This window comes from Pyrococcus horikoshii OT3, assembly GCF_000011105.1.
Lineage (GTDB): Archaea > Methanobacteriota_B > Thermococci > Thermococcales > Thermococcaceae > Pyrococcus > Pyrococcus horikoshii.
In genome coordinates this window covers 1,480,875-1,502,452 of record NC_000961.1, presented here as the reverse complement: position 1 = coordinate 1,502,452, position 21,578 = coordinate 1,480,875, and the positions used below count along the sequence as shown (strand labels likewise).

25 protein-coding genes and 1 tRNA gene are annotated in these 21,578 nt (G+C 40.5%); 18 read left to right on the top strand and 8 right to left on the bottom strand.

What is annotated here, in order from left to right; genetic code table 11:
• From PH_RS08060 to twy1, 4 genes are all read right to left on the bottom strand, one after another.
• On the bottom strand, window positions 1-417 hold the full coding sequence (locus PH_RS08060) for a PIN domain-containing protein (RefSeq protein ID WP_010885775.1): 417 nt from the start codon (window positions 415-417) through the stop codon (window positions 1-3).
• Between the two features lie 46 nt (window positions 418-463).
• Window positions 464-1,567, bottom strand: a complete 1,104-nt coding sequence (locus PH_RS08055; protein ID WP_010885773.1) for a hypothetical protein — start codon at window positions 1,565-1,567, stop codon at window positions 464-466.
• A 90-nt stretch (window positions 1,568-1,657) separates the two neighbouring features.
• The gene (gene eif2g, locus PH_RS08050) at window positions 1,658-2,893 is read right to left on the bottom strand and encodes a translation initiation factor IF-2 subunit gamma (RefSeq protein WP_010885772.1); all 1,236 of its coding nucleotides are present in this window, start codon (window positions 2,891-2,893) and stop codon (window positions 1,658-1,660) included.
• A gap of 76 nt (window positions 2,894-2,969) precedes the next feature.
• The gene (gene twy1, locus PH_RS08045) at window positions 2,970-3,989 is read right to left on the bottom strand and encodes a 4-demethylwyosine synthase TYW1 (protein WP_173026584.1); all 1,020 of its coding nucleotides are present in this window, start codon (window positions 3,987-3,989) and stop codon (window positions 2,970-2,972) included.
• Window positions 3,990-4,462: 473 nt separating this feature from the next.
• On the opposite strand from twy1, the gene pfpI reads away from it, so the two are divergent.
• The 14 genes from pfpI to PH_RS07975 all read left to right on the top strand — a co-directional run bounded on the left by pfpI (window position 4,463) and on the right by PH_RS07975 (window position 15,222).
• The gene (pfpI, locus tag PH_RS08040; protein WP_010885770.1) at window positions 4,463-4,963 is read left to right on the top strand and encodes a deglycase PfpI; all 501 of its coding nucleotides are present in this window, start codon (window positions 4,463-4,465) and stop codon (window positions 4,961-4,963) included.
• Between the two features lie 51 nt (window positions 4,964-5,014).
• Window positions 5,015-5,713, top strand: coding sequence for a hypothetical protein (locus PH_RS08035; RefSeq protein ID WP_048053462.1), 699 nt, complete (start codon window positions 5,015-5,017; stop codon window positions 5,711-5,713).
• A complete protein-coding gene (locus PH_RS08030; RefSeq protein ID WP_010885768.1) occupies window positions 5,706-6,617 on the top strand; it encodes a triphosphoribosyl-dephospho-CoA synthase in 912 nt (303 codons plus the stop codon). The genes PH_RS08035 and PH_RS08030 overlap by 8 nt, the downstream gene beginning before the upstream one ends.
• 233 nt (window positions 6,618-6,850) lie before the next feature.
• Window positions 6,851-7,054 (top strand): archaeal histone HpkB, encoded by a 204-nt coding sequence (gene hpkB, locus PH_RS08025; RefSeq protein ID WP_048053461.1) that lies wholly within the window; start codon window positions 6,851-6,853, stop codon window positions 7,052-7,054.
• Between the two features lie 55 nt (window positions 7,055-7,109).
• Entirely contained in the window at window positions 7,110-8,381 is a 1,272-nt protein-coding gene (locus tag PH_RS08020; RefSeq protein WP_143522667.1) for a TIGR04013 family B12-binding domain/radical SAM domain-containing protein, read from the top strand.
• Between the two features lie 70 nt (window positions 8,382-8,451).
• The gene (locus tag PH_RS08015; protein ID WP_010885765.1) at window positions 8,452-8,850 is read left to right on the top strand and encodes a toprim domain-containing protein; all 399 of its coding nucleotides are present in this window, start codon (window positions 8,452-8,454) and stop codon (window positions 8,848-8,850) included.
• A complete protein-coding gene (gene dnaG, locus PH_RS08010) occupies window positions 8,850-10,193 on the top strand; it encodes a DNA primase DnaG (protein WP_010885764.1) in 1,344 nt (447 codons plus the stop codon). The genes PH_RS08015 and dnaG overlap by 1 nt, the downstream gene beginning before the upstream one ends.
• Before the next feature lie 59 nt (window positions 10,194-10,252).
• The gene (locus PH_RS08005) at window positions 10,253-11,338 is read left to right on the top strand and encodes a sugar phosphate nucleotidyltransferase (RefSeq protein ID WP_010885762.1); all 1,086 of its coding nucleotides are present in this window, start codon (window positions 10,253-10,255) and stop codon (window positions 11,336-11,338) included.
• Between the two features lie 12 nt (window positions 11,339-11,350).
• Entirely contained in the window at window positions 11,351-12,064 is a 714-nt protein-coding gene (locus PH_RS08000; RefSeq protein ID WP_048053460.1) for a phospho-sugar mutase, read from the top strand.
• Between the two features lie 4 nt (window positions 12,065-12,068).
• Complete coding sequence (gene tmk / locus PH_RS07995) at window positions 12,069-12,686, top strand: dTMP kinase (protein WP_010885760.1); 618 nt, start codon at window positions 12,069-12,071, stop codon at window positions 12,684-12,686.
• Window positions 12,687-12,723: 37 nt separating this feature from the next.
• On the top strand, window positions 12,724-14,055 hold the full coding sequence (locus PH_RS07990; protein WP_048053459.1) for a signal recognition particle protein Srp54: 1,332 nt from the start codon (window positions 12,724-12,726) through the stop codon (window positions 14,053-14,055).
• Window positions 14,055-14,285: an Lrp/AsnC family transcriptional regulator gene (locus PH_RS07985; protein WP_048053458.1), complete on the top strand. Its 231-nt coding sequence runs from the start codon at window positions 14,055-14,057 to the stop codon at window positions 14,283-14,285. The genes PH_RS07990 and PH_RS07985 overlap by 1 nt, the downstream gene beginning before the upstream one ends.
• A gap of 12 nt (window positions 14,286-14,297) precedes the next feature.
• The gene (locus PH_RS07980; RefSeq protein WP_010885757.1) at window positions 14,298-14,723 is read left to right on the top strand and encodes a YkgJ family cysteine cluster protein; all 426 of its coding nucleotides are present in this window, start codon (window positions 14,298-14,300) and stop codon (window positions 14,721-14,723) included.
• Between the two features lie 52 nt (window positions 14,724-14,775).
• On the top strand, window positions 14,776-15,222 hold the full coding sequence (locus PH_RS07975; RefSeq protein WP_048053457.1) for an Lrp/AsnC family transcriptional regulator: 447 nt from the start codon (window positions 14,776-14,778) through the stop codon (window positions 15,220-15,222).
• On the opposite strand, the gene PH_RS07970 is transcribed toward PH_RS07975, so the two are convergent.
• A complete protein-coding gene (locus PH_RS07970; RefSeq protein ID WP_048053456.1) occupies window positions 15,219-15,932 on the bottom strand; it encodes a phosphoribosyltransferase family protein in 714 nt (237 codons plus the stop codon). The two genes, PH_RS07975 and PH_RS07970, sit on opposite strands and share 4 nt — an antisense overlap.
• Window positions 15,933-16,078: 146 nt before the next feature.
• Here PH_RS07970 and PH_RS07965 point away from each other — a divergent pair.
• From PH_RS07965 to PH_RS07950, 4 genes are all read left to right on the top strand, one after another.
• Window positions 16,079-16,156 (top strand) — tRNA-Val (locus tag PH_RS07965).
• A 52-nt stretch (window positions 16,157-16,208) separates the two neighbouring features.
• The gene (locus PH_RS07960; RefSeq protein ID WP_048053455.1) at window positions 16,209-17,258 is read left to right on the top strand and encodes a saccharopine dehydrogenase family protein; all 1,050 of its coding nucleotides are present in this window, start codon (window positions 16,209-16,211) and stop codon (window positions 17,256-17,258) included.
• A gap of 10 nt (window positions 17,259-17,268) precedes the next feature.
• Window positions 17,269-17,538 carry a hypothetical protein gene (locus PH_RS07955; RefSeq protein ID WP_010885752.1) on the top strand — a complete coding sequence of 90 codons (270 nt, stop codon included), beginning with the start codon at window positions 17,269-17,271 and terminating at the stop codon, window positions 17,536-17,538.
• Window positions 17,539-17,714: 176 nt separating this feature from the next.
• Window positions 17,715-19,427 carry a glutamate--tRNA ligase gene (locus PH_RS07950; RefSeq protein ID WP_010885751.1) on the top strand — a complete coding sequence of 571 codons (1,713 nt, stop codon included), beginning with the start codon at window positions 17,715-17,717 and terminating at the stop codon, window positions 19,425-19,427.
• A gap of 29 nt (window positions 19,428-19,456) precedes the next feature.
• Here the strand turns inward: PH_RS07950 and PH_RS07945 are convergent, their stop codons facing one another.
• Genes PH_RS07945 through PH_RS07935 form a run of 3 tightly spaced genes read right to left on the bottom strand, consistent with a single transcriptional unit; the run spans window position 19,457 to window position 21,577 of the window.
• Window positions 19,457-20,281 carry a hypothetical protein gene (locus PH_RS07945; protein ID WP_231833697.1) on the bottom strand — a complete coding sequence of 275 codons (825 nt, stop codon included), beginning with the start codon at window positions 20,279-20,281 and terminating at the stop codon, window positions 19,457-19,459.
• Entirely contained in the window at window positions 20,268-20,768 is a 501-nt protein-coding gene (locus PH_RS07940; RefSeq protein ID WP_010885749.1) for a FumA C-terminus/TtdB family hydratase beta subunit, read from the bottom strand. Before PH_RS07940 ends, PH_RS07945 begins: the two co-directional genes overlap by 14 nt.
• The gene (locus tag PH_RS07935; protein ID WP_010885748.1) at window positions 20,759-21,577 is read right to left on the bottom strand and encodes a fumarate hydratase; all 819 of its coding nucleotides are present in this window, start codon (window positions 21,575-21,577) and stop codon (window positions 20,759-20,761) included. The genes PH_RS07940 and PH_RS07935 overlap by 10 nt, the downstream gene beginning before the upstream one ends.
• Window position 21,578: the final 1 nt, after the last annotated feature.

The following is a 21,578-nucleotide window of genomic DNA, read 5'->3' as shown; positions in this document are numbered from 1 at the left end:
TCAATCTAGCATTCCTTCGATTTCAAGTTTCTTTTTTTGCCTAAGGAATATAACAGGGACTCCAGCTTCTCTGAGCCTTTTCCTTAGCGTTCTATCATTAGTACATATTATCACGTTATCATGTGTTATTGCATATTCATAGAGAAGCTCATCCGTAGACTTTGACAAGAATTCTCCTATGTAAATCTTTGGAAATCTCTCCGCTATCTTCAATGCTATCCTTGCTGCCAATAAGTCCCTTCCCTTTACCTTTCCTTCTCTTATTATTGTATTTATCTCATCAATTACCACGTTAGGGATTGCTATTTGGTACTTAACATCAAGTATCCTGGATAGTTCAGATATTATGTCAACGCCGAACTGTCCGGGAATGAACAGGAAGTTTGTGTCTGGTATTACAAGCCAAACTTTCCTCATTTTAATTCCCTAAAAGTTAAAATAAAAGCGAAAAATAAAAATGTTCTCAAATTTCCTCTAGTTTTATATCTTGAAGTTCATAAGCTCCATATATCTCGATGTTCTCTCCAGTTTTTGGATCCTTAGACGAAAACCACCCTTCAACGCTTAGGGGAATAAATATTTCAGGTGCAAATTTCCCGTTTCCACTGAGCTTTATACCCTCTGGTTCTCCAGAATACTTCCATTCAGCGTTTATAACTCTGAATGTCACTCCCGAAAAGGTAATCTCTCCATCTGGTCTAGTTTCCCATTCCCAGCTGTGTGTACCGTCGCTCCATGTTCCCTGTTGGGGCACTAGAACGTTTTTATCACTCCATGCACTCCATAAAGCTAAGTTAACCATGGCGGCCCAGCCCATGTAAAGGTTATTCAAGTCATCGTTTAACTCTTTCATCCATTCGCTATTCCCGTTAATGTATGGAAATAATCCTTTTTTATATGGAGTTGGGTTGATTACTGTAAATTTCTTACCCCTGTACTCAAATTCAACTCCAACGAACCTTTCCTCTCCACCCATTGGAGAGAAAATTCCTGACCATCCAATATCCCAGGGGTAGATGAACATATCTTGGGATTCATTTGTCAACCAGAACCTAAATATTAACTTATCCTCCATGTTAACTGAATTAATGGGAGTAACTGTAGTCTCGTATTCATAGACGTTTTTCTTCCCTAAATCTACTTTTTCTCCGCTTAGTCCTATCCCAAATACTTGAATCTTAGTTCTTTTCACATTCTTTTCTATCGTATATTCGTAAGTCTCAGAATCCGATGAAGGTCTTACTTTATAGCTGAGTCTGTACCCTATTATCTTGTACTCTGCTCCATTCTTCCTTACTGTGCTGTACTCCCAGGGTTTCCAATAAGCCTCTTCAATAGAGGTTTGAGTTTCTGGAGAAGTTGGGGCTGGAGTTTCCGTTGCAGTTTCTGTGGGGGATGTTTGCTCTTGAGTTTGCGTCTCTAAGGGGGTTTGTGTAGTTGTCGGAGAATTCTTAGAGGATGTTGGGCTTTCTCCTCCGATACATCCTACAATGGCAACTCCTAAGAGAAGGAGAGCCATCGTAAATGCAAGGAATTTTTTCATTCTAATTTCCTCCACGTTCTCCACAATAAAAGAAAGGTTGGCCGTTATTGTATATAAAGCTTGCCAATTTAAAATTCTTCATATATTCCAAAGGAAAGGAGGGAGAGATCATAGTTACTCCTTGATAATACCATAACCTATCAATCTCCACCTTGATCCTATCTGTCTACTTATTGCTACCCTGTCTCCAGGTTCTGCACATACGGGAATCTGAAGCTTAACCTCAATTTCATCTTTCCCTAGGTTTGTAACTAGTCCCATGGTTCTAGCGGTTCCGACGTTCAGCAGGAGTACCTCTTTCCTTTTTATGGGTTCAACTCTAAGTTCCTGCTCGGTCCCGACGACTCTCTCAAGTAGGTGTACCTCTAATCTTAGGCTATCCCAAACTGGTGGTAATTTTCCAGGCTTACCCACGACGTTTCCTGCCATGAGATCGCCCTTAGTTAAATACGGATCTAGCTTTGTTCCAACTCCAACAAGTCCTCCTGGATATGCTTCTTCTACGAACTGTCCTCCAGCCTGTAGGGAAACTATTTCAGTTGTTATTGGTTCGTACCTTATCCTTCCATGTTCCTCATATGGAATTCCTGGTCTAATCTCTATCTCATCCCCGACCTTTAACTTTCCCTGAACTATGGAACCTCCTAAAACGCCACCTACAAGCTTTTCTGGGGGAGTTCCTGGTTTGTTTACATCAAAACTCCTCAAAACTAGCATTTTTGGTGGCTTATTAGGATCCCTCTTCGGCGTCGGAATAAAATCCTCAATGGCTTTGACTAGAACGTCTATGTTGGCCCCGTGCAGGGCTGAAATTGGAATTATGGGTGCATTCTCAGCTACAGTTCCCTTTATAAACTCTTTTATTTGCCTATAATTTTCAAGGGCTTTCTCCTTATCGACAAGCTCTATTTTGTTTTGGGCTATTATTATGTTCTTTTGCCCAATTATTTGAAGTGCCATTAAATGCTCCCTAGTCTGGGGCCTTGGACAGGGTTCATTTGCTGCGATAACTAAAATAGCTCCATCCATGAGTGATGCTCCTGCAAGCATCGTCGTCATCAAAGCTTCATGCCCAGGAGCATCTATGAAGGAAACCCTCCTTACAAATTCTGTTTCATGCCCGCAGTATGGACAAACTGGGGAGGTAGAGTACCTCCCACAATTCGGACACCTTCTTATCTCTGCATCTGCAAATCCTATCTTTATCGTAATTCCTCTCCTCAGCTCTTCACTATGGGTATCTGTCCAAACGCCTGTTAAGGCCTTAGTTAGTGTTGTTTTACCGTGGTCAACGTGACCAACCATTCCAATATTTACCTCAGCTTGCCTTGTTTTTCTCCTCTCTCCCATACCTCCTCGCCTCCAGAAGTGTTTGTTGATCCGTAGTTTAAAGAGTTTATTGTAAATTGAAGGGAAGAAAAGGAGGTCAATGCTTTATAAATCTTCCCTCAACTCCCGTCCCCTGGGGATCTACATCATCCCTCATGATGAGTACTACCCTGCTGGGCTCATATTCATCTTCTATGTGGTAACCTGGGAGATGCTTAACCAATGCTTCAGCGAACTCCCTTATATCTTGATGACTTGGCATATTGTTTATTGTAAGCCTGTTCCTAGAGTATCCAACGAACATGTAAGCCTTAGCCTCAACGAACATTGGTCTTGCCTTGAGTATTAATTTTGCATATTTCTCTGGACTGTGCATATTTTCCCCCTTGACGAGGGTTAGCCTTACCACCGTTCTTGTGGGTAAATCCCTCATAAGTTCCAGGAATCTCAGTATTCTCTCCCACCCATCCGGTATCATGGGAATATTAACTGAGTTGTACGTCTCTATATCTGGAGCAGTTATCGAAACATAAAGCTGAGTTGGTAACTTGTCCTCCTTTATCATCTCCTCCAATCTTTCGGGGATTGTTCCATTTGTGACTATAAAGGTTGTAAATCCTCTCTTATGGAATTCCTCTACGAGATCTCCCATGTAGGGATAAAGCATTGGTTCCCCCGAGAGGCTTATCGCCGCGTGGGTTGGATTCCAGGCCTCTTCAAACTTCTTCTTGTCAACCTTTGGATTTCCCTTGTATCCTATTAGGAGTTTCCTCTGGGCCTTTATGCTCTCCTCAACTATGAACGCTGGGTCATCCCATGGCTGTGGAAGCTCCGTTCCTAGGAAGTTCTCCATAGGTCTCCAGCAGAATATACAGTTGTGAGTGCACCATGCAAGAACAGGGGTCATTTGTAAGCATCTGTGGGAGTGTATCCCATAGAATTTCTGCTTGTAGCAGAACCTCCCTTCGGTTAGGCTCTTCTTTAGCCAGTGACATAGCTTAACTCCACTATGCCTTCCGACTATTTCATAATGCTGTTTTCTGAAGAGTTCAGCAACTTCTTTTGGCATGTTTGGATTAGCTTGAACCGTAATCTTACCAGGCTTTATAGTTATCATCTCCATCACCCCTACTTTCGGCTCGCCTAACGTGAATTGCTTAAAAGATTTTAAAAAGTTATTTGATGAAGAAAAATTTGAGAACTCGCCTCTTAAAGCATTTAAGAATTTTTCTGGAGTTCTATAATCCTCACAATTTGTTAAAATCCAGCTTTTTGGCAAATTCTGTCAATTGCCTCTTCTCATAATTTAATAAGCCTTTTTAAGTTCTGTTTTTGGTTTCTCATTTAAGTTGTTACAAATTTCGTTGAACTTTATCCCCATGTTTAATGATTCCAAACAATCTTCTCCCATTCCTCAAATTTCAAAAATGAGTATGGAATTTTGAGCATATATTTCTTCAGCTAAGAAATTAATTTTACACCTCCTGTTGGGTTCTACAAGAATGTTGTTTAATCATGGAGATTAAAACCTTATTACTTACATCAAAACCCTTTAAAGAAAATTATGTAATAACCTTTTGGTGATGCACGGTGAAGGTACTATTCTTAACAGCGAACGAGTTTGAGGATGTGGAACTAATTTACCCTTACCATAGGCTTAAAGAAGAGGGACATGAAGTTTACATAGCAAGCTTTGAAAGGGGAACAATTACAGGGAAACATGGATATTCAGTTAAGGTTGACTTGACTTTCGATAAAGTTAATCCCGAGGAGTTTGATGCATTAGTCCTTCCAGGAGGAAGGGCACCGGAAAGGGTAAGATTAAATGAGAAAGCTGTGAGCATAGCCAGAAAGATGTTCAGTGAAGGAAAGCCCGTTGCTAGCATATGCCATGGTCCTCAAATCTTGATTTCTGCTGGAGTTCTAAGGGGTAGAAAGGGAACAAGCTATCCTGGGATTAAGGATGACATGATAAATGCAGGGGTTGAATGGGTTGATGCAGAGGTAGTTGTTGATGGGAACTGGGTTAGCTCCAGGGTTCCAGCTGATCTTTATGCCTGGATGAGGGAATTTGTAAAGTTACTTAAATGATTTATCAAAAACTTTATATTATTTTGATTTCTACTATTACTGGTGTTAGTAATGAGGAAAGGAGGATTATTAGGTTTTGCTCTCTTCCTACTTGTCCTATTTATAGTTGGATTAGTAGGCTTAACATTATTAGGCCTTGGATTCCTTAGTTTTCACCATCTATGTAATTGTCACTGTGAAAGCTCGTTGATTGAGGCCGGGGAGGTTAGGGAAATAGGAACATACAATGCAAGCATTGTCAAGATAGCAAGGATCTATGGGAGGTTAGTAGTAGAGGGAGGAAATTCTTCTCCAGTAGCTATCTATAGTAATCTTCCGATCAACGTCTCTCAAAAGGGAGACAAAGTGATAATATTATGCAAAGAGTGCAGTAAGTACAGGAATGGAGAAATAATAATAAGGGGTAATCTGAGTGAATTAGAGTTAGGAGACGTTCTTGGAAAGATAGAAATTAGGACTCCATTGAAAATTCTAAAGACTGAAGATATCCTGGGAGAAGTTGAAACTTATTCTCCTGTTGAGATCTTTGAAAGCGATGACATAATGGGAAAAGTTATCATCAAAGTTGTAGGGAGGGTTGAAGTTGGGGACATTCTGGGAGAGCTAAAAGTTATCGTGCCTAGTGGCTATGGTGTTAATTTGGAGATCGATGAAGTCCTTGGAAAAGTTAGGAACAAGGCAAAGGGTGAGAAGAAAATTGATATAAAGATTTCAGATGTTATTGGGAGGGTGGAAGTAGTTAATGATTAGGAAGGAAGAAATAGTGCAGGCGTTTATATTAGGTCCTTTAATAGAGGTCACCGTTCCAAAACCTGGAAACGTATCAAGGATTAGGGATTTTGAGGACTTAACCATTTACCATTTCCTATTTGCAAATACCTCCCTAATATTTCCCTACTTAAAGGCCGTTGAGAGAGGTATTCTCTTAAAGGAAGGTAAGATTATAGAGGGGGATGTTGGGCTTGGAAAGCTAATTAGAGATTCCGTTTTTTGGGCAAAGAAGCATCAAGATTCAAATCCAAACTTTGGTATAATAGTTCTGAGCATACCCCTTTTAGTTGCTCTTGGTGAGGGATATGAAGTTAAAAGATGTGGAAAAAGGGGAAATGAATTAATTTCAAAGTCAACTCCTTTAGACTCTGTAGAATTGTACAAGGCAATAAGAATAGCCAACCCTAAAGGTGTGAAGAGGGGGGTTAAATACGACGTTTATGATGACTCTTCGTTTAAGGAACTTGTCAGGGATAATATTAACTTGGCAAAACTGGCTGAAATAAGTTGTGAAAGGGAGCTAATATTCTGCGAGTGGATTAATGGATACTCAAAAGTTTATGAAGCGTTTAGAATTCTTAAAAAGAACTTAACTGAGTACTCCTTGGAAGAGGGAGTGATTATAACATTCTTATGGATGCTTGCTAAATATAGAGATACCCTTATAGAAAGAAAAGCTGGTTTATATGAGGCCGAACTTGTTAGGGAAAAAGCGAGGGAAGTTTTAAATGGAGAAGCTAGTTTAGACGAGTTTTATGCATTTATGCACGAACGAGGCGATCTTAGGAACCCTGGTAGTATAGCTGATATATTGGCAGTTTCCCTATCGTTATTGCTTCTTGAAGGATATAGCTTAAGAGGGAAAAAGTTAACTAAAAAATAAGACCATAAATTGGCAAATTCTTCCATTTCTCTTCTTACCTGGATAGCATCTTTACTGGTTAAATGGATGCTTATGAACCTTTACAATAAAGAACATGCTCAAATACTCCAATTATTTATAATTCATTGAATCCTTATTTGGCCATAATCTCTATGCAGGCATGAGAAATCCGAAAAATTTATATAGTTTTTCCGCCCATTTTGAAATGAAAAGACTGATAGGAGGTGTTGGTAATGGCTGAGTTACCAATTGCACCAGTTGACAGGCTTATAAGGAAGGCAGGTGCTCAGAGAGTTAGCGAGAAGGCTGCAAAGTTACTCGCAGAGCACCTTGAGGAGAAGGCTCTCGAGATTGCAAGGAAGGCCGTTGATCTTGCAAAGCACGCCGGAAGAAAGACCGTTAAAGTTGAGGATATTAAGCTTGCAATTAGGAGCTGATGTTTCTTTCTTTTTTAGTATTATTTTTAAGTAGATTTCCATGAGCTATTCTTCGATGGAAGTTGCTGTTAGGCTTACAAGGAGGAATCATAATGCATTCGTCCACTTATTAGCTGCATTAGAAAGTCAGGGGTATGACTTATCTAATATTTTAGTCACAAAGGATTTGAATGAAATAGTTAAGGCTAAGCCAAAAGTTGTTTTGTACTCCTTTTATTCCCAGGAGGTCGATGAAGTTAAAAAGGAGGTTGAGATTCTAAAAGAAAAGATAAATCCTATCTTAGTCGCTGGCGGTTATCATGCAATAGCGATGCCTAAGCATACGTTAAACGTTCTTGGTTTTGATATAGCCGTTATTGGAGAGGGAGAAGAAACATTGTACAGGTTACTAACCTCATTAAAGAAATCGAATTATAAGATAACGAAAGAGTTAACGGATATTAAAGGACTTGCTTTTTACCTGGGAGAGAGGTTCTTCTTTACTGGGTTTGCAAAAGTGGAAGATTTCTGGAAATTTCCTCCCTATCCAGAGGGATTGAAGCTAATATCTCCGATGGAAATTAGCAGGGGGTGTCCCTTCGGTTGCTATTACTGTCAGACTCCATATGCAAAGGGATTTAGAATGAGGCATAGGCCTATAGATCAGATAGTTAAGTATTCCCGTAGAATGAAGGATATGCGTTATATAACCCCAAATGCCTTTGCATACGGTAGTCCTGGGGGAATATTGAAAGTAGAGAAAGTTGAAGCTCTTTTAAGAGCTCTTCAGCCACTGCGAAAAGAGGGGAGAAGATTATTTTATGGGACTTTCCCCAGTGAGGTTAGACCAGATTTTGTTACCAGGGAGACGCTCGAGTTACTAGTTAAGTATACCGACACTAAGAGAATAGCAATAGGTGCTCAAAGTGGAGATAATGCCATGCTTAAAGCCATGCATAGGCTCCATAAAGTTGAACATGTGATTAATGCCGTTGAGCTATCCTTAGAGTATGGACTTGAGCCTGTGGTAGATTTCATTGTTGGATTACCAAATGAATCTCCTGAGAGCCAGAAGAAGAGTATTGAGCTAATGAAATGGATAATGAGGAAGGGGGGAAAGGTTAGGGCCCATTACTTTATGCCCCTTCCTGGCACGCCCTGGGCGAGATGTAAGCCTTCTCCCCTAAGCAATGAAATGAAAAAATTCTTAGGAAGAATGGCGGCCGAAGGAAAGATAGAGGGATCATGGGGAGTGCAAATTAATATCTCAAGAAGACTGCAGAAACTTATGGAAGAATTCTATGAGGAGCCTATGAGTTACCATGGTAAGGTGAAAATGTTGTGTTAGGTTGAAATTTCTTCAAGCTATTTCTCCGCAAAAGATTTATAATTCCTGGAACTATCAACTCCACGTCAAAATGTACCTCGAAAACTATAAGAGATTTGAAGCTATCATAGATAAATTACGAGAGTTTGAAGGTGCTATCATCGTAGAAGGAGCGCGAGATGAAGCTTCCTTAAGAAAATTGGGGGTCAGAGCGGAGATAATAAAGCTTTCCCGTTTACCTCTACCTGAAGTCGCTTTAATTGCATCAGAATATGATGAGGTAATGATCCTTACAGATCTGGACAGGAAAGGGGAAGAGCTTGCAAGGAAGCTGGCTTGGTATCTGGAAGGGTATGGATGCAAGGTAGATACAGAGACAAGAAGGGAGCTAAAAATGATAGCAAAAAAGGATATTAAAGGAATAGAGGATCTTTATAGTCTATATCTTAGGGTTAGTCTCCGTTTCTGGCCCCCAGAGGAGGGAATTTGATGAAAAGGGAGAAGGCAATAATTCGTCAGCTTATTTCAGAAAAGAAAAGATTTGAAAAAATAAAAGAGGGTGATGTTATGGCAGGTAAGGATGACTTTGGAACAACAAAGTACATAATTCATGCTGAATTCGAAGCAAATGGTGTTGTTGAGAGGCCTGATGTTGTTGGTGCTATTTTCGGTCAAACTGAGGGCTTGCTTGGGGATGATTTGGACTTGAGAGAACTTCAAAAGACTGGAAGAATTGGGAGAATAAAAGTTGAAGTTCACACTAAGGCTGGGAAGAGTTATGGGACAATTTTAGTCCCTTCAAGCTTGGACAGAGTTGAAACTGCAATAATAGCTGCAGCTTTGGAAACCATCGATAGGGTAGGACCATGTGAAGCCAAGATAAGGGTTGTAAAGATAGAAGATGTGAGGGCTAGTAAGAGGAAGTACATAATAGAGAGAGCAAAGGAGATCCTTGAAACACTAATCGAGGAAGAAATACCGGAAACCCAGGAACTTGTTGAAGAAGTTAGAAAAGCCGTTAGAGAAATGGAACTAATAGAATATGGTCCAGAGAAGCTACCAGCAGGACCACATGTACCCTTCTCCGATTCAATAATAGTTGTTGAAGGAAGGGCCGATGTTCTAAACTTATTGAGGCACGGAATTAAAAATGCGATAGCAGTTGAAGGAACATCTATTCCCGAGACGATAATAAAGTTAAGCAAGGAGAGAATAGTTACGGCCTTTACGGATGGCGACAGGGGTGGAGAACTTATATTGAAGGAGTTACTTCAAGTTGCTGATATAGATTACGTGGCAAGGGCCCCGGAAGGTAAGGAGGTAGAGGAACTTACAAAGAAGGAAATAATCAAGGCGTTGAGAAGTAAGGTTCCAGCAGAAGAGGTCTATAATGAGCTCTTTAATAAGGGCAAGAGCTTCTATGAGATAGTACGAGAGAGAGAAGGGAAAGTAAAGGAAGAACCACAAGAAAAAGCAGAAACACAGCCAAAGCAACAAGTTAAGGTTAATGAAAAGATAGTCAAGCCACTACCTGTGATAAAGCAGGATTATAAAGGATTTGAGGAATTCGTTGAGAGGGTAAAGAATAGTCCGGATCCTGTTGCATTGCTGTTAGATGAGAACAAAAATATAATTGCCGAAGTTCACACCAGAGACTTATTAAACGCAATTGAGGAAAATGATGGTGTGTACGCGATAGTATTTAATGGTATAATAACTCAAAGGTTAATTGACGTGGTAAGCGAGAAGGGGGTTAGATACCTTATAGGCGCCAAAAAGGCTAACGTTGTTAGAAGGCCAATAACGCTTAAGGTTATAACGTTTGCCGACTAGTTTTCCTTTTTACAAAAATTTAATATCTTATAAAGGTAATAAAAACTCTGGGAGTTACTATGCAAGCGGTATTATTGGCAGGTGGAAAGGGAACAAGATTGTTACCTCTAACGGTGTATAGGCCAAAGCCAATGATTCCCTTTTTTAATAAGCCTCTAATGGAATATATGTTGATGAACCTTATTGGGATAGGAGTTGAGGAAATAATAGTTCTCGTTGGATATCTAAAGGAGAAGATAATTGAATACTTTGGAAGGGGAGATAAATTTGGAGTTGAGATTAAGTATTCCAATGGTGAGAATATAAAGCTTGGTACTGCTGGCGCACTAAAGAAGGCCGAGAAATTTATAGACGACACATTCATTGTAGCCTCTAGCGATGTACTTACGAACCTTAGCTTTGACTCATTTATAAGATTTCACAGAGAAAAGGGTGGAATAGCAACAATGGCCTTGACTAAAGTTGAAGATCCAACACCCTATGGAGTTGCGGTTCTCGATAATGAAAATAGAATTCTATACTTTAAGGAGAAGCCAAAAAGAGAGGAAGCGCCAAGTAACTTAGTAAATGCGGGGATTTACATCTTTGAGCCTGAGATCTTGGACTTAATTCCTAGAGGTAAAGCTTTTGATTTCTCGCTAGACCTCTTTCCCAAGATGCTAGAGGAAGGGATTCCAATATATGGATTTCCTTTTGATGAGTACTGGAATGACGTTGGTAGACCTTCAACGTATCTTCAGGCAACGGAAGATGTTTTCCTGGGTAAACTTAGGTTACCTCAGATTAATGTGGGAAGGGATAAGGGAAATATTGAGAGAGGTGGTAGCCTGTTTACAGGGAGCAAATGCTTGATTAGGAATCCCAAGATAGTTGGCTTTGCAGTCTTGGGGAATAATGTTAAAGTTGGAAGAGATGTTAAGATAGAGAGATCAGTTATATTTTCAAACGTCACGATTGAGGATGAAGTTGAGATAAGGGAAGCTATAATAGGGGAAAATGTGTATATAGGAAGAGGGGCCGTCATTGAACCCGGAAGTGTTATAGGGGATAATTCCGTAATAGAAGAATACAGTAAGATTGGGGCAAACGTTAAGATTTGGACTGACTCAAAGGTTGGAAGAGAGAGTATCGTGCTTCCAGATTAGGGGGTGTATTGGATGGAATTGTATAGCTCAGAGAAATTTAATCCTGAGGAACTTGCATTACTTGGTAGAGCGATAGGGACAGTATCCCAGGGAACGATAGTTATTGGTAGGGATGGAAGGGCGATTTCGCGATATGGTAAGAGAGCTCTAGCGGTAGGAATCGTGAGCACGGGCTCGACCATAATGGATGTGAGGTTAATTCCATTGGTAGCATTAAAGGATTTTGGCAAGAAAAAGGATTATCCATTCGTTTATGTTTATTATCATGGTGGAGTAAAAGTTGAGATTAGTGGAATAGATGCTGAAGAAGTTGAAACTATCCTCGAGAAGAGAACGTTTGTTGAGGCCGCACCCAGCGATATTGGAGCGACTGTTTATTATCCGAATGCCCTTGAGGATATCCTTCACGATGTTATAAAGCACTATAATTTTAAGTTAGATATGAAGGCCCTTGTAGATTGCATGAATACTCCTGCTGTTCTATTATTCCCCAGGATAAGTGAGAAGTTTAGTATAAATGTCGACTTAATAAATGACATGATGACAAGCTATCTACCACCAAAGCCCAAAGAAGTATTCCTTCAGAAACTTGCAAAGGGAAGTTATGATTTTGGCTTGAGGTTCAGGCCGGATGGAATCATTGAGTTTTATAAAGATGGAGATGTAAAAAAATTTGACAGCCTGTGGTCTCTGATGGATTATCTAAGCTCCCTAATAACTTGGTGATCGTATGAGGGGGTATTTCATAGTACTTGAAGGTATTGATGGATCAGGAAAAACTACCCAAGCTAAGCTACTTGCTGAATGGTTCGAGGACAAAGGATATGAAGTTTTGCTAACTAAGGAACCAACCGATAGCGAACTCGGAAAACTTATAAGAAGGATTATTCTTGAAGAAAGCGTTATAGATGGTTCTAAAATAAGTTATGAAGCAGAGGCTTTACTATTTGCAGCCGATCGAGCTGAACACGTAAAGAAAATAATTCTACCAGCCTTAAGCGAGGGTAAGGTTGTAATTTGTGATCGGTATTTTTATTCTTCCCTCGCATATCAATGGGCTAGGGGGCTCGATCTAAACTGGCTAATTCAAGTAAATTCTTTTGCACCAAGACCTGATCTAGCTATCCTCTTGGATTTACCTGTAAAGGAGAGTTTAAGAAGGATTAAACTTAGGGGAACCCTAACAGAGTTCGATAAAATAGTCGAACTTCAAAGGAAGGTTAGACATAACTATTTAAAACTCGCTGAAATGTTCCCTGAAATGAGGATAGTTAATGCCCTATCAAGCATTGAGGATATTCACTCGGATATAGTTGCCCTGGTTAAGCATGAGCTCCTGGGTTTATAAGGGTCTTAAAGTAAGATTAACTTGAAGGTGAGTGGTAATGGTTCTAGATTCACTAGGTAGGGCCCTCAGTAATGCACTAAAAAAGATAGCAAGAGCTGGTAGTGTTGATGAAGCTCTAGTTAAAGAGGTTGTTAGGGATATTCAGAGGGCCCTGCTTCAAGCTGACGTCAACGTTAGATTAGTTCTCAAGTTGACTAAGGAGATTCAGAGGAGGGCCCTGGAGGAAAAACCTCCTGCGGGAATATCAAAGAAGGAGCATATAATAAAGATAGTTTATGAGGAACTTACAAAGTTTCTAGGGACTGAAGCTAAGCCGATAGAGATTAAGGAGAAGCCGACTGTACTTCTTACGGTTGGCGTTCAGGGAAGTGGTAAGACAACAACCGTTGCTAAGCTAGCGAGGTACTTCCAGAAAAGGGGATATAAAGTCGGAGTGGTGTGCTCAGATACCTGGAGGCCCGGGGCCTATCACCAATTGAAACAGCTCTTAGATCCGTATCACATTGAAGTCTTCGGCGACCCCAACGAGAAAGATGCCGTAAAATTGGCCAAAGAGGGCGTTGAATACTTTAAGACAAGAGATGTTGATTTAATAATAGTGGATACGGCGGGGAGGCATAAGGAAGAGAAAGATCTTATCGAGGAAATGAGGATGATAAGTGAAGAGATTAGACCTCATGAAGTAATCCTCGTCATAGATGGAACCATAGGGCAACAAGCATACAATCAGGCCCTGGCCTTTAAGGAGGCGACGCCAATAGGGTCAATTATTGTGACAAAGCTTGACAGTTCAGCAAAAGGTGGAGGGGCATTATCCGCTGTAGCTGCTACTGGGGCCCCAATAAAGTTCATAGGAGTTGGAGAAAAGATAGATGACTTGGAGCCCTTTGATCCAGCTAGGTTTGTCTCTAGATTGCTTGGCCTTGGAGATATTCAAGGGTTACTTGAAAAGTTTAAAGAACTTGAAAAAGAGGTTGAATTCACCGAGGAAGATATAGACAGGTTCCTGAGGGGTAAGTTTACCCTGAAGGATATGTATGCTCAGCTTGAAGCGATGAGAAAGATGGGCCCCCTTAAGCAGATACTTAGAATGATCCCTGGTTTGGGATACTCCCTTCCAGATGAGCTCATATCCGTCGGTGAGGAAAGACTTAGAAAGTTCAAGGTAATAATGGACTCAATGACAGAGGAAGAGCTTATGAACCCTGAAATAATAAATTACTCCAGGATAAAGAGAATCGCTAGAGGATCTGGGACATCGATAAAGGATGTTAAAGAATTGCTAACTCAATATAATCAGATGAAGAAGTTCTTTAAGAGTATGAATAAGAGACAATTGTCAAGACTGGCAAGGAGGTTTGGGATGTGATGGAGGTGTTCATATTACTTGTAGTAAGGCCAGGACTAGAAAACGAGGTTTATGAAAAATTGAAGGATAGGCCAGAGGTCAAGGAAATCTATAGATTGTATGGGGACTATGATATAATTATTAGACTTTCCGTTGAGGGAATAAAGGCTTTAGACGAGTTTCACGATAAGGTTCTAAGAAAACTTCGAGGAATAGAGATTAGTGAAACCTTAATAGCAAGTTCCTATTGAAGGGTGTAAGGGATGGAAGGAGAGTTAATAGCCAAGATTAATTTAAAAACGGGGGAATTGGAGGTTATTAAGGAAGATTTTAGGTTTAAATGTTTAGATAACTGTGGAAAGTGCTGTATTGAAAACGATATTCCCCTTAGAGAGGAAGACATTGAAAGGATAAAGAAGTTAGGTTACGATGAGGATTACTTCGTCGACTTTACGAAGATGGTTTATAGGGGGCCTAAATTCTTAGGCTACACATTAAAGAAGAGGCCGTTTGACAATGCATGTGTATTCCTTGATCCTGAGACCAAAAAATGTAGAATATATGAGCATAGGCCATTAGCGTGCAGACTTTATCCCTTTGCCTTAGTTAGACATGGGGACGAGCTTGAGATTTACGTTAGAAATGTTGACTGTCCAGGAATAAATCATCCGGAAGGTGTTACTATATAGGAAATAATTGAATCTTACTTCGGTGAAGTACTCAAGGAGTTAGGTGTTAAAAATGGAGTTAGACGCATTAGATAGAAAGATATTGGAGATTCTCTTGAAAGACTCAAGAACATCTTATAGAGAAATAGCCAAGGACTTAAACGTTGCGGTTGGAACAATCTACAATAGGATTAAGAAGCTTGAGGACTCTGGCGTAATTCAGGCTTTTACGGTTAAGCTAAACTATGAAAGCATAGGATATGATTTGACGGCAATAATAGGGATAAAAGCACAGGGAAAGAAGATAAGGGAAATTGAGAGGATAATAGCTAAGGATAAAAGAGTAACGTGTGTTTATGATGTAACGGGAGAATATGACATAATAGTAATTGCAAAGTTCAGGAACAGGGAGGATATGAATAGGTTTGTAAAGGGAGTCTTAAGTATAGATGGTGTTGAAAAGACGAACACTCATGTAGTGTTAGAAATAGTAAAGGAAGATTTTCGGCTGGAGCCCTAAAGCTTTACAAGAGCATCAACAGGTATGTTGTACTCTTCCTGGAGTTTATCTATTACATCACCAACGCTTATTAGGAAGAACATTCCCACTAGAGTAGCATCTGCTTGATGGCAGAGCTCCACCAATGCCCTCTGAGTTTCACCGCTTCTCACGACGTCATCTACAATGAGCACTCTTTCTCCTCTTTTGATAGCCCACATGGGTAGGTAAAGTGTCGTTATACTCCCAGAGGCGCTAGGGACATAATTTACCTCATAGAATTTTTCGATTCCAACCTCCTTCTTCTTCTTGGCGTAGACAACGTCTATGCCAAGTTCATTTGCTATCTGAACTGCTAATGGTATCCCGTCGGTAGCGGCCGTTAAAACTTTACTGACCCCAGTTCTTAGGTATTTTAATGCAACCTCTTCCGCTATCAAGGCTAATAAGTTAGTATCACTAAGGACACTCATCGTATCAAAAAAGCCGAATGAATCAAATTTAAGTCTCCTCTTCACTTCTTCCTCTAGGTTTAAGTATGGCTTAAGTTTTTCTTCTAGCTCTTTAGCCCTTTCAATGCTCGGTAAAACCTTTCCCCTAACATATCGGTTTAGTACTGTTATTGGAAGTCCTGTGATTTTTGATAGATCCTCATATGTGTACGTTTTCTTCAATATCCTCAGCATTCTGATTACTTTGATTTTCTCTTTAATGGCTTCGTATTGATTCATTCCCTTTCCCCAATGGACATTGACAAGAATATGTATAAATGACTTTCGGCTTGTCATGTCATTAGTCAGGGATAATTCTGGATCTATATATATTAGCTTTCTCCGAAATTTTTAAATATTCTATGTAAGCGGAGTTTAGTGGAAAGGGGCCCGTGGTCTAGACTGGTTATGACGCCGCCCTCACAAGGCGGAGGTCCGGGGTTCGAATCCCCGCGGGCCCACCATTTCTAATAAAAATTATAACAGGCGTAAGAGAAATAAATCTGGGTGAATCCTATGAAAGTCCTTATTTTAGGGGCTGGGAATATTGGAAGGGCTATAGCATGGGATCTTAAGGATGAATTCGACGTGTACATTGGAGATGTAAATAACGAGAATCTTGAGAAAGTAAAGGAATTTGCAACACCTTTAAAAGTCGATGCAAGCAATTTTGATAAGCTCGTTGAGGTTATGAAAGAATTTGAGTTAGTTATAGGAGCTTTACCAGGGTTCCTGGGATTTAAAAGCATTAAAGCTGCGATAAAATCTAAGGTTGACATGGTCGATGTCTCTTTTATGCCTGAAAACCCATTGGAACTAAGGGATGAAGCTGAAAAGGCCCAGGTTACTATAGTATTCGATGCTGGCTTTGCTCCTGGTCTTAGCAACATTCTAATGGGTAGAATCTTTCAGGAATTGGATCTAAAGGAAGGATACATATACGTAGGTGGGCTACCCAAGGATCCAAAACCACCCCTTTATTATAAGATAACATGGTCCCCCAGGGATCTAATAGAGGAGTACACAAGGCCTGCTAGAGTTATCAGGAATGGAAAGGTCTCGAAGGTTGATCCACTCTCTGAAGTTAAGAAAGTTAAGATCGGGAAGTTCGAGTTTGAAGCGTTTATTAGCGATGGATTGAGGAGCATGTTAGAAACTATAAATTCTGAGAGACTAGAGGAATGGACGCTACGTTGGCCTGGACATCTAGAGAAGATTAAGGTTCTAAGGGAGCTTGGCTTCTTTAAGCCTGAGAACTTGGACTTCACGCTCAGGGTTATTGAACCCCTCATGAGATATGAGACCAAGGACTTTTCAATTATGAAAGTGGTAGGGAAAGGAGAAGAAGGTGAAATGGAGTTTTTCCTGTACGATGAGGAAGATAGCATGTTTTCCTCAATGTCGAGGGTTACGGGATTCACTGCAGCGATAATCTCTAGGATAGTCGCTGAAAATACCTGCACCTTTGGAGTAATCCCCCCAGAAATCTTGGGAATGAGGGAGGATACGTTTAGGAGGATAATTGATGAATTAAAAGAGAGGGGAATATCTATAGAAGGAACTTAATCGATTAACTTTGAAATTCCCCAAACTACTAATTAGGAGAGAAGCAAATGTTACGGCTAAGCTTGGCTATAAGATATGTTCTCTGGAGGAGCACCTTCCGTGTGTAGTTCGATTGGAAGGAGGGAAGCTGGATAATGTAGGCGAAGATAAGCCCAACTCCTATATAGCCGATAAAACTAATGAGAAACCCAGTAACTATAAACTTCTTCCCCTCTTTTCATTTTACAATGAATTAACGATGAGGGCTGAGATCAGGAATGGGAGAGACCTAAGGAAGTAAGAGTGAAGGATTGAACCATTCTCCATGTAATCACCTAAAGGATTTAATAAAGGAGAGTCAAAAATACTTAGGAATGATGACCGGTTTCGGGACTGAACGATGATGACACCAGCTATCGCTGACCTTGTCTAAATCTTTATCAATCCTTAACACCTGCAAGGAGTGGTGAGGGAGGTATGGATGTGGAAAAGATAGCTCTCAAACATGCCCTTATTAATGCAATTGAGCATGGAGGTAAGGCTAATCTTAAGGCCGTCATCGGTAAAGTGCTCGGCGAGAACCCTGAGCTTAGGCCCAGGGCCAAGGAGATAATTCCCATAATTAATAAGGTAGTGGAAGAGGTCAACTCACTAGCAAGGGATGAGCAGCTGGAAAAGCTTAAGGATATATATCCAGAGTACTTTGAAAAGAAGGAAGAGAAGAAGGAAAAGAAGGGACTACCTCTTCTTCCTAAAGCAGAGAAAGGCAAGGTCGTTACTCGCTTTGCTCCAAATCCAGATGGTGCTTTTCACCTGGGTAATGCAAGGGCCGCAATACTTAGTTATGAATACGCCAAGATGTACGGTGGGAAGTTTATACTCCGCTTTGATGATACCGATCCAAAAGTCAAGAGGCCTGAACCCATATTCTACAAGATGATAATTGAAGATCTAGAGTGGCTTGGAATAAAGCCAGATGAAATAGTGTACGCTAGTGATAGACTCGAAATTTACTACAAGTACGCTGAGGAACTAATAAAAATGGGTAAAGCATATGTCTGCACTTGTCCTCCAGAGAAGTTCAGAGAGCTTAGAGATAAGGGAATTCCATGTCCGCATAGAGATGAGCCTGTGGAAGTTCAGCTCGAGCGCTGGAAGAAGATGTTAAACGGCGAATATAAAGAAGGAGAAGCTGTTGTAAGGATAAAGACTGACTTAAATCACCCAAATCCTGCGGTTAGGGATTGGCCCGCACTTAGAATAATTGATAACCCAAACCATCCGAGAACCGGAAATAAGTACAGGGTATGGCCTCTCTACAATTTTGCCTCAGCGATTGATGATCACGAGCTTGGAGTTACCCATATCTTCCGTGGACAGGAGCACGCCGAGAACGAGACTAGACAGAGGTATATCTACGAGTACTTTGGTTGGGAGTATCCCGTCACGATCCATCACGGGAGGCTTAGCATAGAGGGAGTTGTTTTAAGCAAATCCAAGACAAGGAAAGGAATAGAAGAAGGTAAGTATCTCGGTTGGGATGATCCTAGGCTTGGAACGATAAGAGCTTTGAGGAGGAGGGGAATTCTTCCTGAAGCCATAAAAGAATTGATCATAGAAGTTGGATTGAAGAAAAGTGACGCGACGATCAGTTGGGAGAATCTGGCAGCGATAAACAGAAAACTTGTTGATCCAATTGCCAATAGATATTTCTTTGTTGCAGATCCAATTCCGATGGAAGTCGAAGGGGCTCCTGAATTTATAGCAGAGATACCGCTTCATCCTGACCATCCTGAAAGGGGCGTTAGAAGGCTTAAGTTCACTCCAGAAAGACCTGTTTACGTTTCGAAAGACGATTTGAATCTCTTAAAACCAGGCAATTTTGTGAGGTTAAAGGATCTCTTCAATGTTGAAATACTTGAAGTTGGAGACAAAATAAGAGCTAGGTTCTACAGCTTTGAATATGAAATTGCAAAGAAGAACAGGTGGAAGATGGTTCACTGGGTTACCGAAGGTAGACCCTGTGAGGTTATAATTCCTGAAGGAGACGAGCTTGTAGTGAGGAAGGGATTGCTCGAGAAGGATGCCAAAGTTCAAGTTAACGAAATAGTCCAGTTTGAACGTTTCGGTTTTGTAAGGATAGACAGAATTGAGGGGGATAAAGTTATCGCAATATATGCTCACAAGTAAGCCTTCTTTTTAATCCTTTTTCTTTTGTATTATGACAACAATATCTTTCTAATTTCCCCTTCTGGCATATAATCCCCTGTTGTAACCTTAATCTTCATTGAATCTATTACATCCTTTTTGAAAGGAATGTCGAGGATTAGGATAATGTAGAATTCTCCATGTCCATATATGAACGGCTTTTCCAGTTTTCTGAGCTTTTTAAGATCAATGGCCTTCATGTTCGTTATTAGGATTAGCTTATTCTTTAGGGGCTCGTATTTAAATTCTCCTTCCTTCCCCTTAAATAGCTGAACACTTACCTTTGGGTTCTCTGTTCTAATCTCAACCCTAGCTTGCCTTGCCTTGTTTATATTTCCCCCTACGATTCCTGAAATGTTACCGTTAACTCTAAGAACTGCACTTACAAAGTCGCTTTCCCAGGATACTTCTAAGTTACTCCTCTCAAGAGAGAACTCATACGATGGAATTATGGGAATTATAACATTCTCATCTTCCAGGAGGTATGCTTCCCCCTCCAGAAGGGTTTTCTCATCTTTTGACATTATTAGCTTAAACCTCGTTGGTCTTAGCTCAATAAACTCTCCTTCAAATTCGTCTTTTTCTTTAAATTCCTTAGAGATGTGGTAGTAGCGTCCTCCCCTACTTGTGCGTTTCCATTCTCCTTGAAGCTTTATTCTTCCCTTTTTAATTCTCATTTTCCTGGGAAGTACTATTTTATCATCTTCAACCCTTATTAAATTGAAGAGCTTTTTTGCCTTCTCTCTCCCTCTTCTCTCAGCTATAACTGCCATTACTATCCAAATCATGATTCCCAAGATTATTATGGTACCAATGACATCTCTAATGTCTATCATAAAGGCTTCTCCCCTTAGCATCTATCGCCACTAGGAGAGGTAACTCTTTAGCTTCGAGCTCCCAAACGGCATCTGTCATTCCTAATTCCTCCCAGTAAACGTTTTTTATTGTAAGATGCTTCGCTGCTAAGCTACCAGCTCCCCCAGGAAATGCGAAGTATACAGCTTTCCCCTTAAAAGGTTCTGGATTCATGCCTCCTTTTCCTATTATCCCTCGAATTCCCTTAGAGAATAGAAAGTCTAAGTAGGGGTTCATTCTTGTGCTCGTCGTTGGTCCAGCTGAGACTATCCTTTTATCTTTCACGAGGGGACCAGAGTGGTAAATCACGGCCCCTTCTGGATTAAAGGGAAATCCCTGGGAGAGAAATCTCTTGTGAGCTAGATCCCTTGCCGTGTATATTACACCTGAGAGATAAACTAAGTCACCGACGTTAAGCTTGAGGATTTCCTCAAGTGAAAGTGGGGTTTTAAGTTTTATTACTGCCATATTTTAACTCCTCCCTCACTTACTTTGATGAAAGCTCTCCTATGGGCCCAACATTGAATTACAACCCCAACTATATAACTTGCAGGGTGCCTAGTTTCGACTTCCACCTTTACGTCTAAAGCAGTTGTCCTTCCTCCGAGCCCCATGGGGCCTATTCCCAAGGAATTTATTTCCTCCAAAAGTTCCCTCTCAAATTTTGCAAGCTTTTCATTTGGATGTCTCTCGCTGATTCTTCTAAGTAGCGCTTTCTTTGCTAGGATAATTGCCTTCTCGGCTGGACTCGCTATTCCTATCCCCACTATTATTGGTGGGCATGGCTTTCCTCCACAGCTTTGAACATGTTCTATTACCTTATTTTTAACACCCTCAAGTCCTTCCGCTGGGGTTAGGGGAAAGAGGGCCGTGCAATTCTCACTTCCTCCGCCTTTCATAAGTATTGAGATTAAAGTTTCCTTTCCCGGTTCAAAATGAACTTCTGGAACATTTCCAATGACTTTTCCATCAAGAACGTGAAGGGCATTGGGCCTCAATGGGACTTCTCTTGTTGCAATCTCGACACCCTTGACTATTTCATCATATATTTTATTTATTGGGCCATTAGTCCTGACGAAGAATATTGGGGTTCCTGTATCCTGGCATACTGGAATTCCTTCCTTTCTACTTATATCTATGGCTTTTAGGATCATTTCTAAATTGTATTTAGCTATCTTACTTTCTTCTCTCTCTAGTGCCTCTCTTATTGCTGATACGACATCTTCTGGTATATTCGTTACGGCCAGCTTAATTCCCTCTTTTATGTACTCCCTCATA

What these genes read in the sequence shown, in the direction of transcription:
- PH_RS07970 (WP_048053456.1), bottom strand. Translation starts at nt 15,932, where the DNA reads ATGAATCAATACGAAGCCATTAAAGAGAAAATCAAAGTAATCAGAATG.
- dnaG (WP_010885764.1), top strand. Translation starts at nt 8,850, where the DNA reads ATGAAAAGGGAGAAGGCAATAATTCGTCAGCTTATTTCAGAAAAGAAA.
- PH_RS08035 (WP_048053462.1), top strand. Translation starts at nt 5,015, where the DNA reads ATGAGGAAAGGAGGATTATTAGGTTTTGCTCTCTTCCTACTTGTCCTA.
- eif2g (WP_010885772.1), bottom strand. Translation starts at nt 2,893, where the DNA reads ATGGGAGAGAGGAGAAAAACAAGGCAAGCTGAGGTAAATATTGGAATG.
- PH_RS07985 (WP_048053458.1), top strand. Translation starts at nt 14,055, where the DNA reads ATGGAGGTGTTCATATTACTTGTAGTAAGGCCAGGACTAGAAAACGAG.
- PH_RS07990 (WP_048053459.1), top strand. Translation starts at nt 12,724, where the DNA reads ATGGTTCTAGATTCACTAGGTAGGGCCCTCAGTAATGCACTAAAAAAG.
- PH_RS07950 (WP_010885751.1), top strand. Translation starts at nt 17,715, where the DNA reads ATGGATGTGGAAAAGATAGCTCTCAAACATGCCCTTATTAATGCAATT.
- hpkB (WP_048053461.1), top strand. Translation starts at nt 6,851, where the DNA reads ATGGCTGAGTTACCAATTGCACCAGTTGACAGGCTTATAAGGAAGGCA.
- PH_RS07980 (WP_010885757.1), top strand. Translation starts at nt 14,298, where the DNA reads ATGGAAGGAGAGTTAATAGCCAAGATTAATTTAAAAACGGGGGAATTG.
- twy1 (WP_173026584.1), bottom strand. Translation starts at nt 3,989, where the DNA reads ATGATAACTATAAAGCCTGGTAAGATTACGGTTCAAGCTAATCCAAAC.
- PH_RS08005 (WP_010885762.1), top strand. Translation starts at nt 10,253, where the DNA reads ATGCAAGCGGTATTATTGGCAGGTGGAAAGGGAACAAGATTGTTACCT.
- PH_RS08000 (WP_048053460.1), top strand. Translation starts at nt 11,351, where the DNA reads ATGGAATTGTATAGCTCAGAGAAATTTAATCCTGAGGAACTTGCATTA.
- PH_RS07960 (WP_048053455.1), top strand. Translation starts at nt 16,209, where the DNA reads ATGAAAGTCCTTATTTTAGGGGCTGGGAATATTGGAAGGGCTATAGCA.
- PH_RS07935 (WP_010885748.1), bottom strand. Translation starts at nt 21,577, where the DNA reads ATGAGGGAGTACATAAAAGAGGGAATTAAGCTGGCCGTAACGAATATA.
- PH_RS08030 (WP_010885768.1), top strand. Translation starts at nt 5,706, where the DNA reads ATGATTAGGAAGGAAGAAATAGTGCAGGCGTTTATATTAGGTCCTTTA.
- tmk (WP_010885760.1), top strand. Translation starts at nt 12,069, where the DNA reads ATGAGGGGGTATTTCATAGTACTTGAAGGTATTGATGGATCAGGAAAA.
- PH_RS08020 (WP_143522667.1), top strand. Translation starts at nt 7,110, where the DNA reads ATGGAAGTTGCTGTTAGGCTTACAAGGAGGAATCATAATGCATTCGTC.
- PH_RS07945 (WP_231833697.1), bottom strand. Translation starts at nt 20,281, where the DNA reads ATGATAGACATTAGAGATGTCATTGGTACCATAATAATCTTGGGAATC.
- PH_RS08015 (WP_010885765.1), top strand. Translation starts at nt 8,452, where the DNA reads ATGTACCTCGAAAACTATAAGAGATTTGAAGCTATCATAGATAAATTA.
- PH_RS07975 (WP_048053457.1), top strand. Translation starts at nt 14,776, where the DNA reads ATGGAGTTAGACGCATTAGATAGAAAGATATTGGAGATTCTCTTGAAA.
- PH_RS07940 (WP_010885749.1), bottom strand. Translation starts at nt 20,768, where the DNA reads ATGGCAGTAATAAAACTTAAAACCCCACTTTCACTTGAGGAAATCCTC.
- PH_RS08060 (WP_010885775.1), bottom strand. Translation starts at nt 417, where the DNA reads ATGAGGAAAGTTTGGCTTGTAATACCAGACACAAACTTCCTGTTCATT.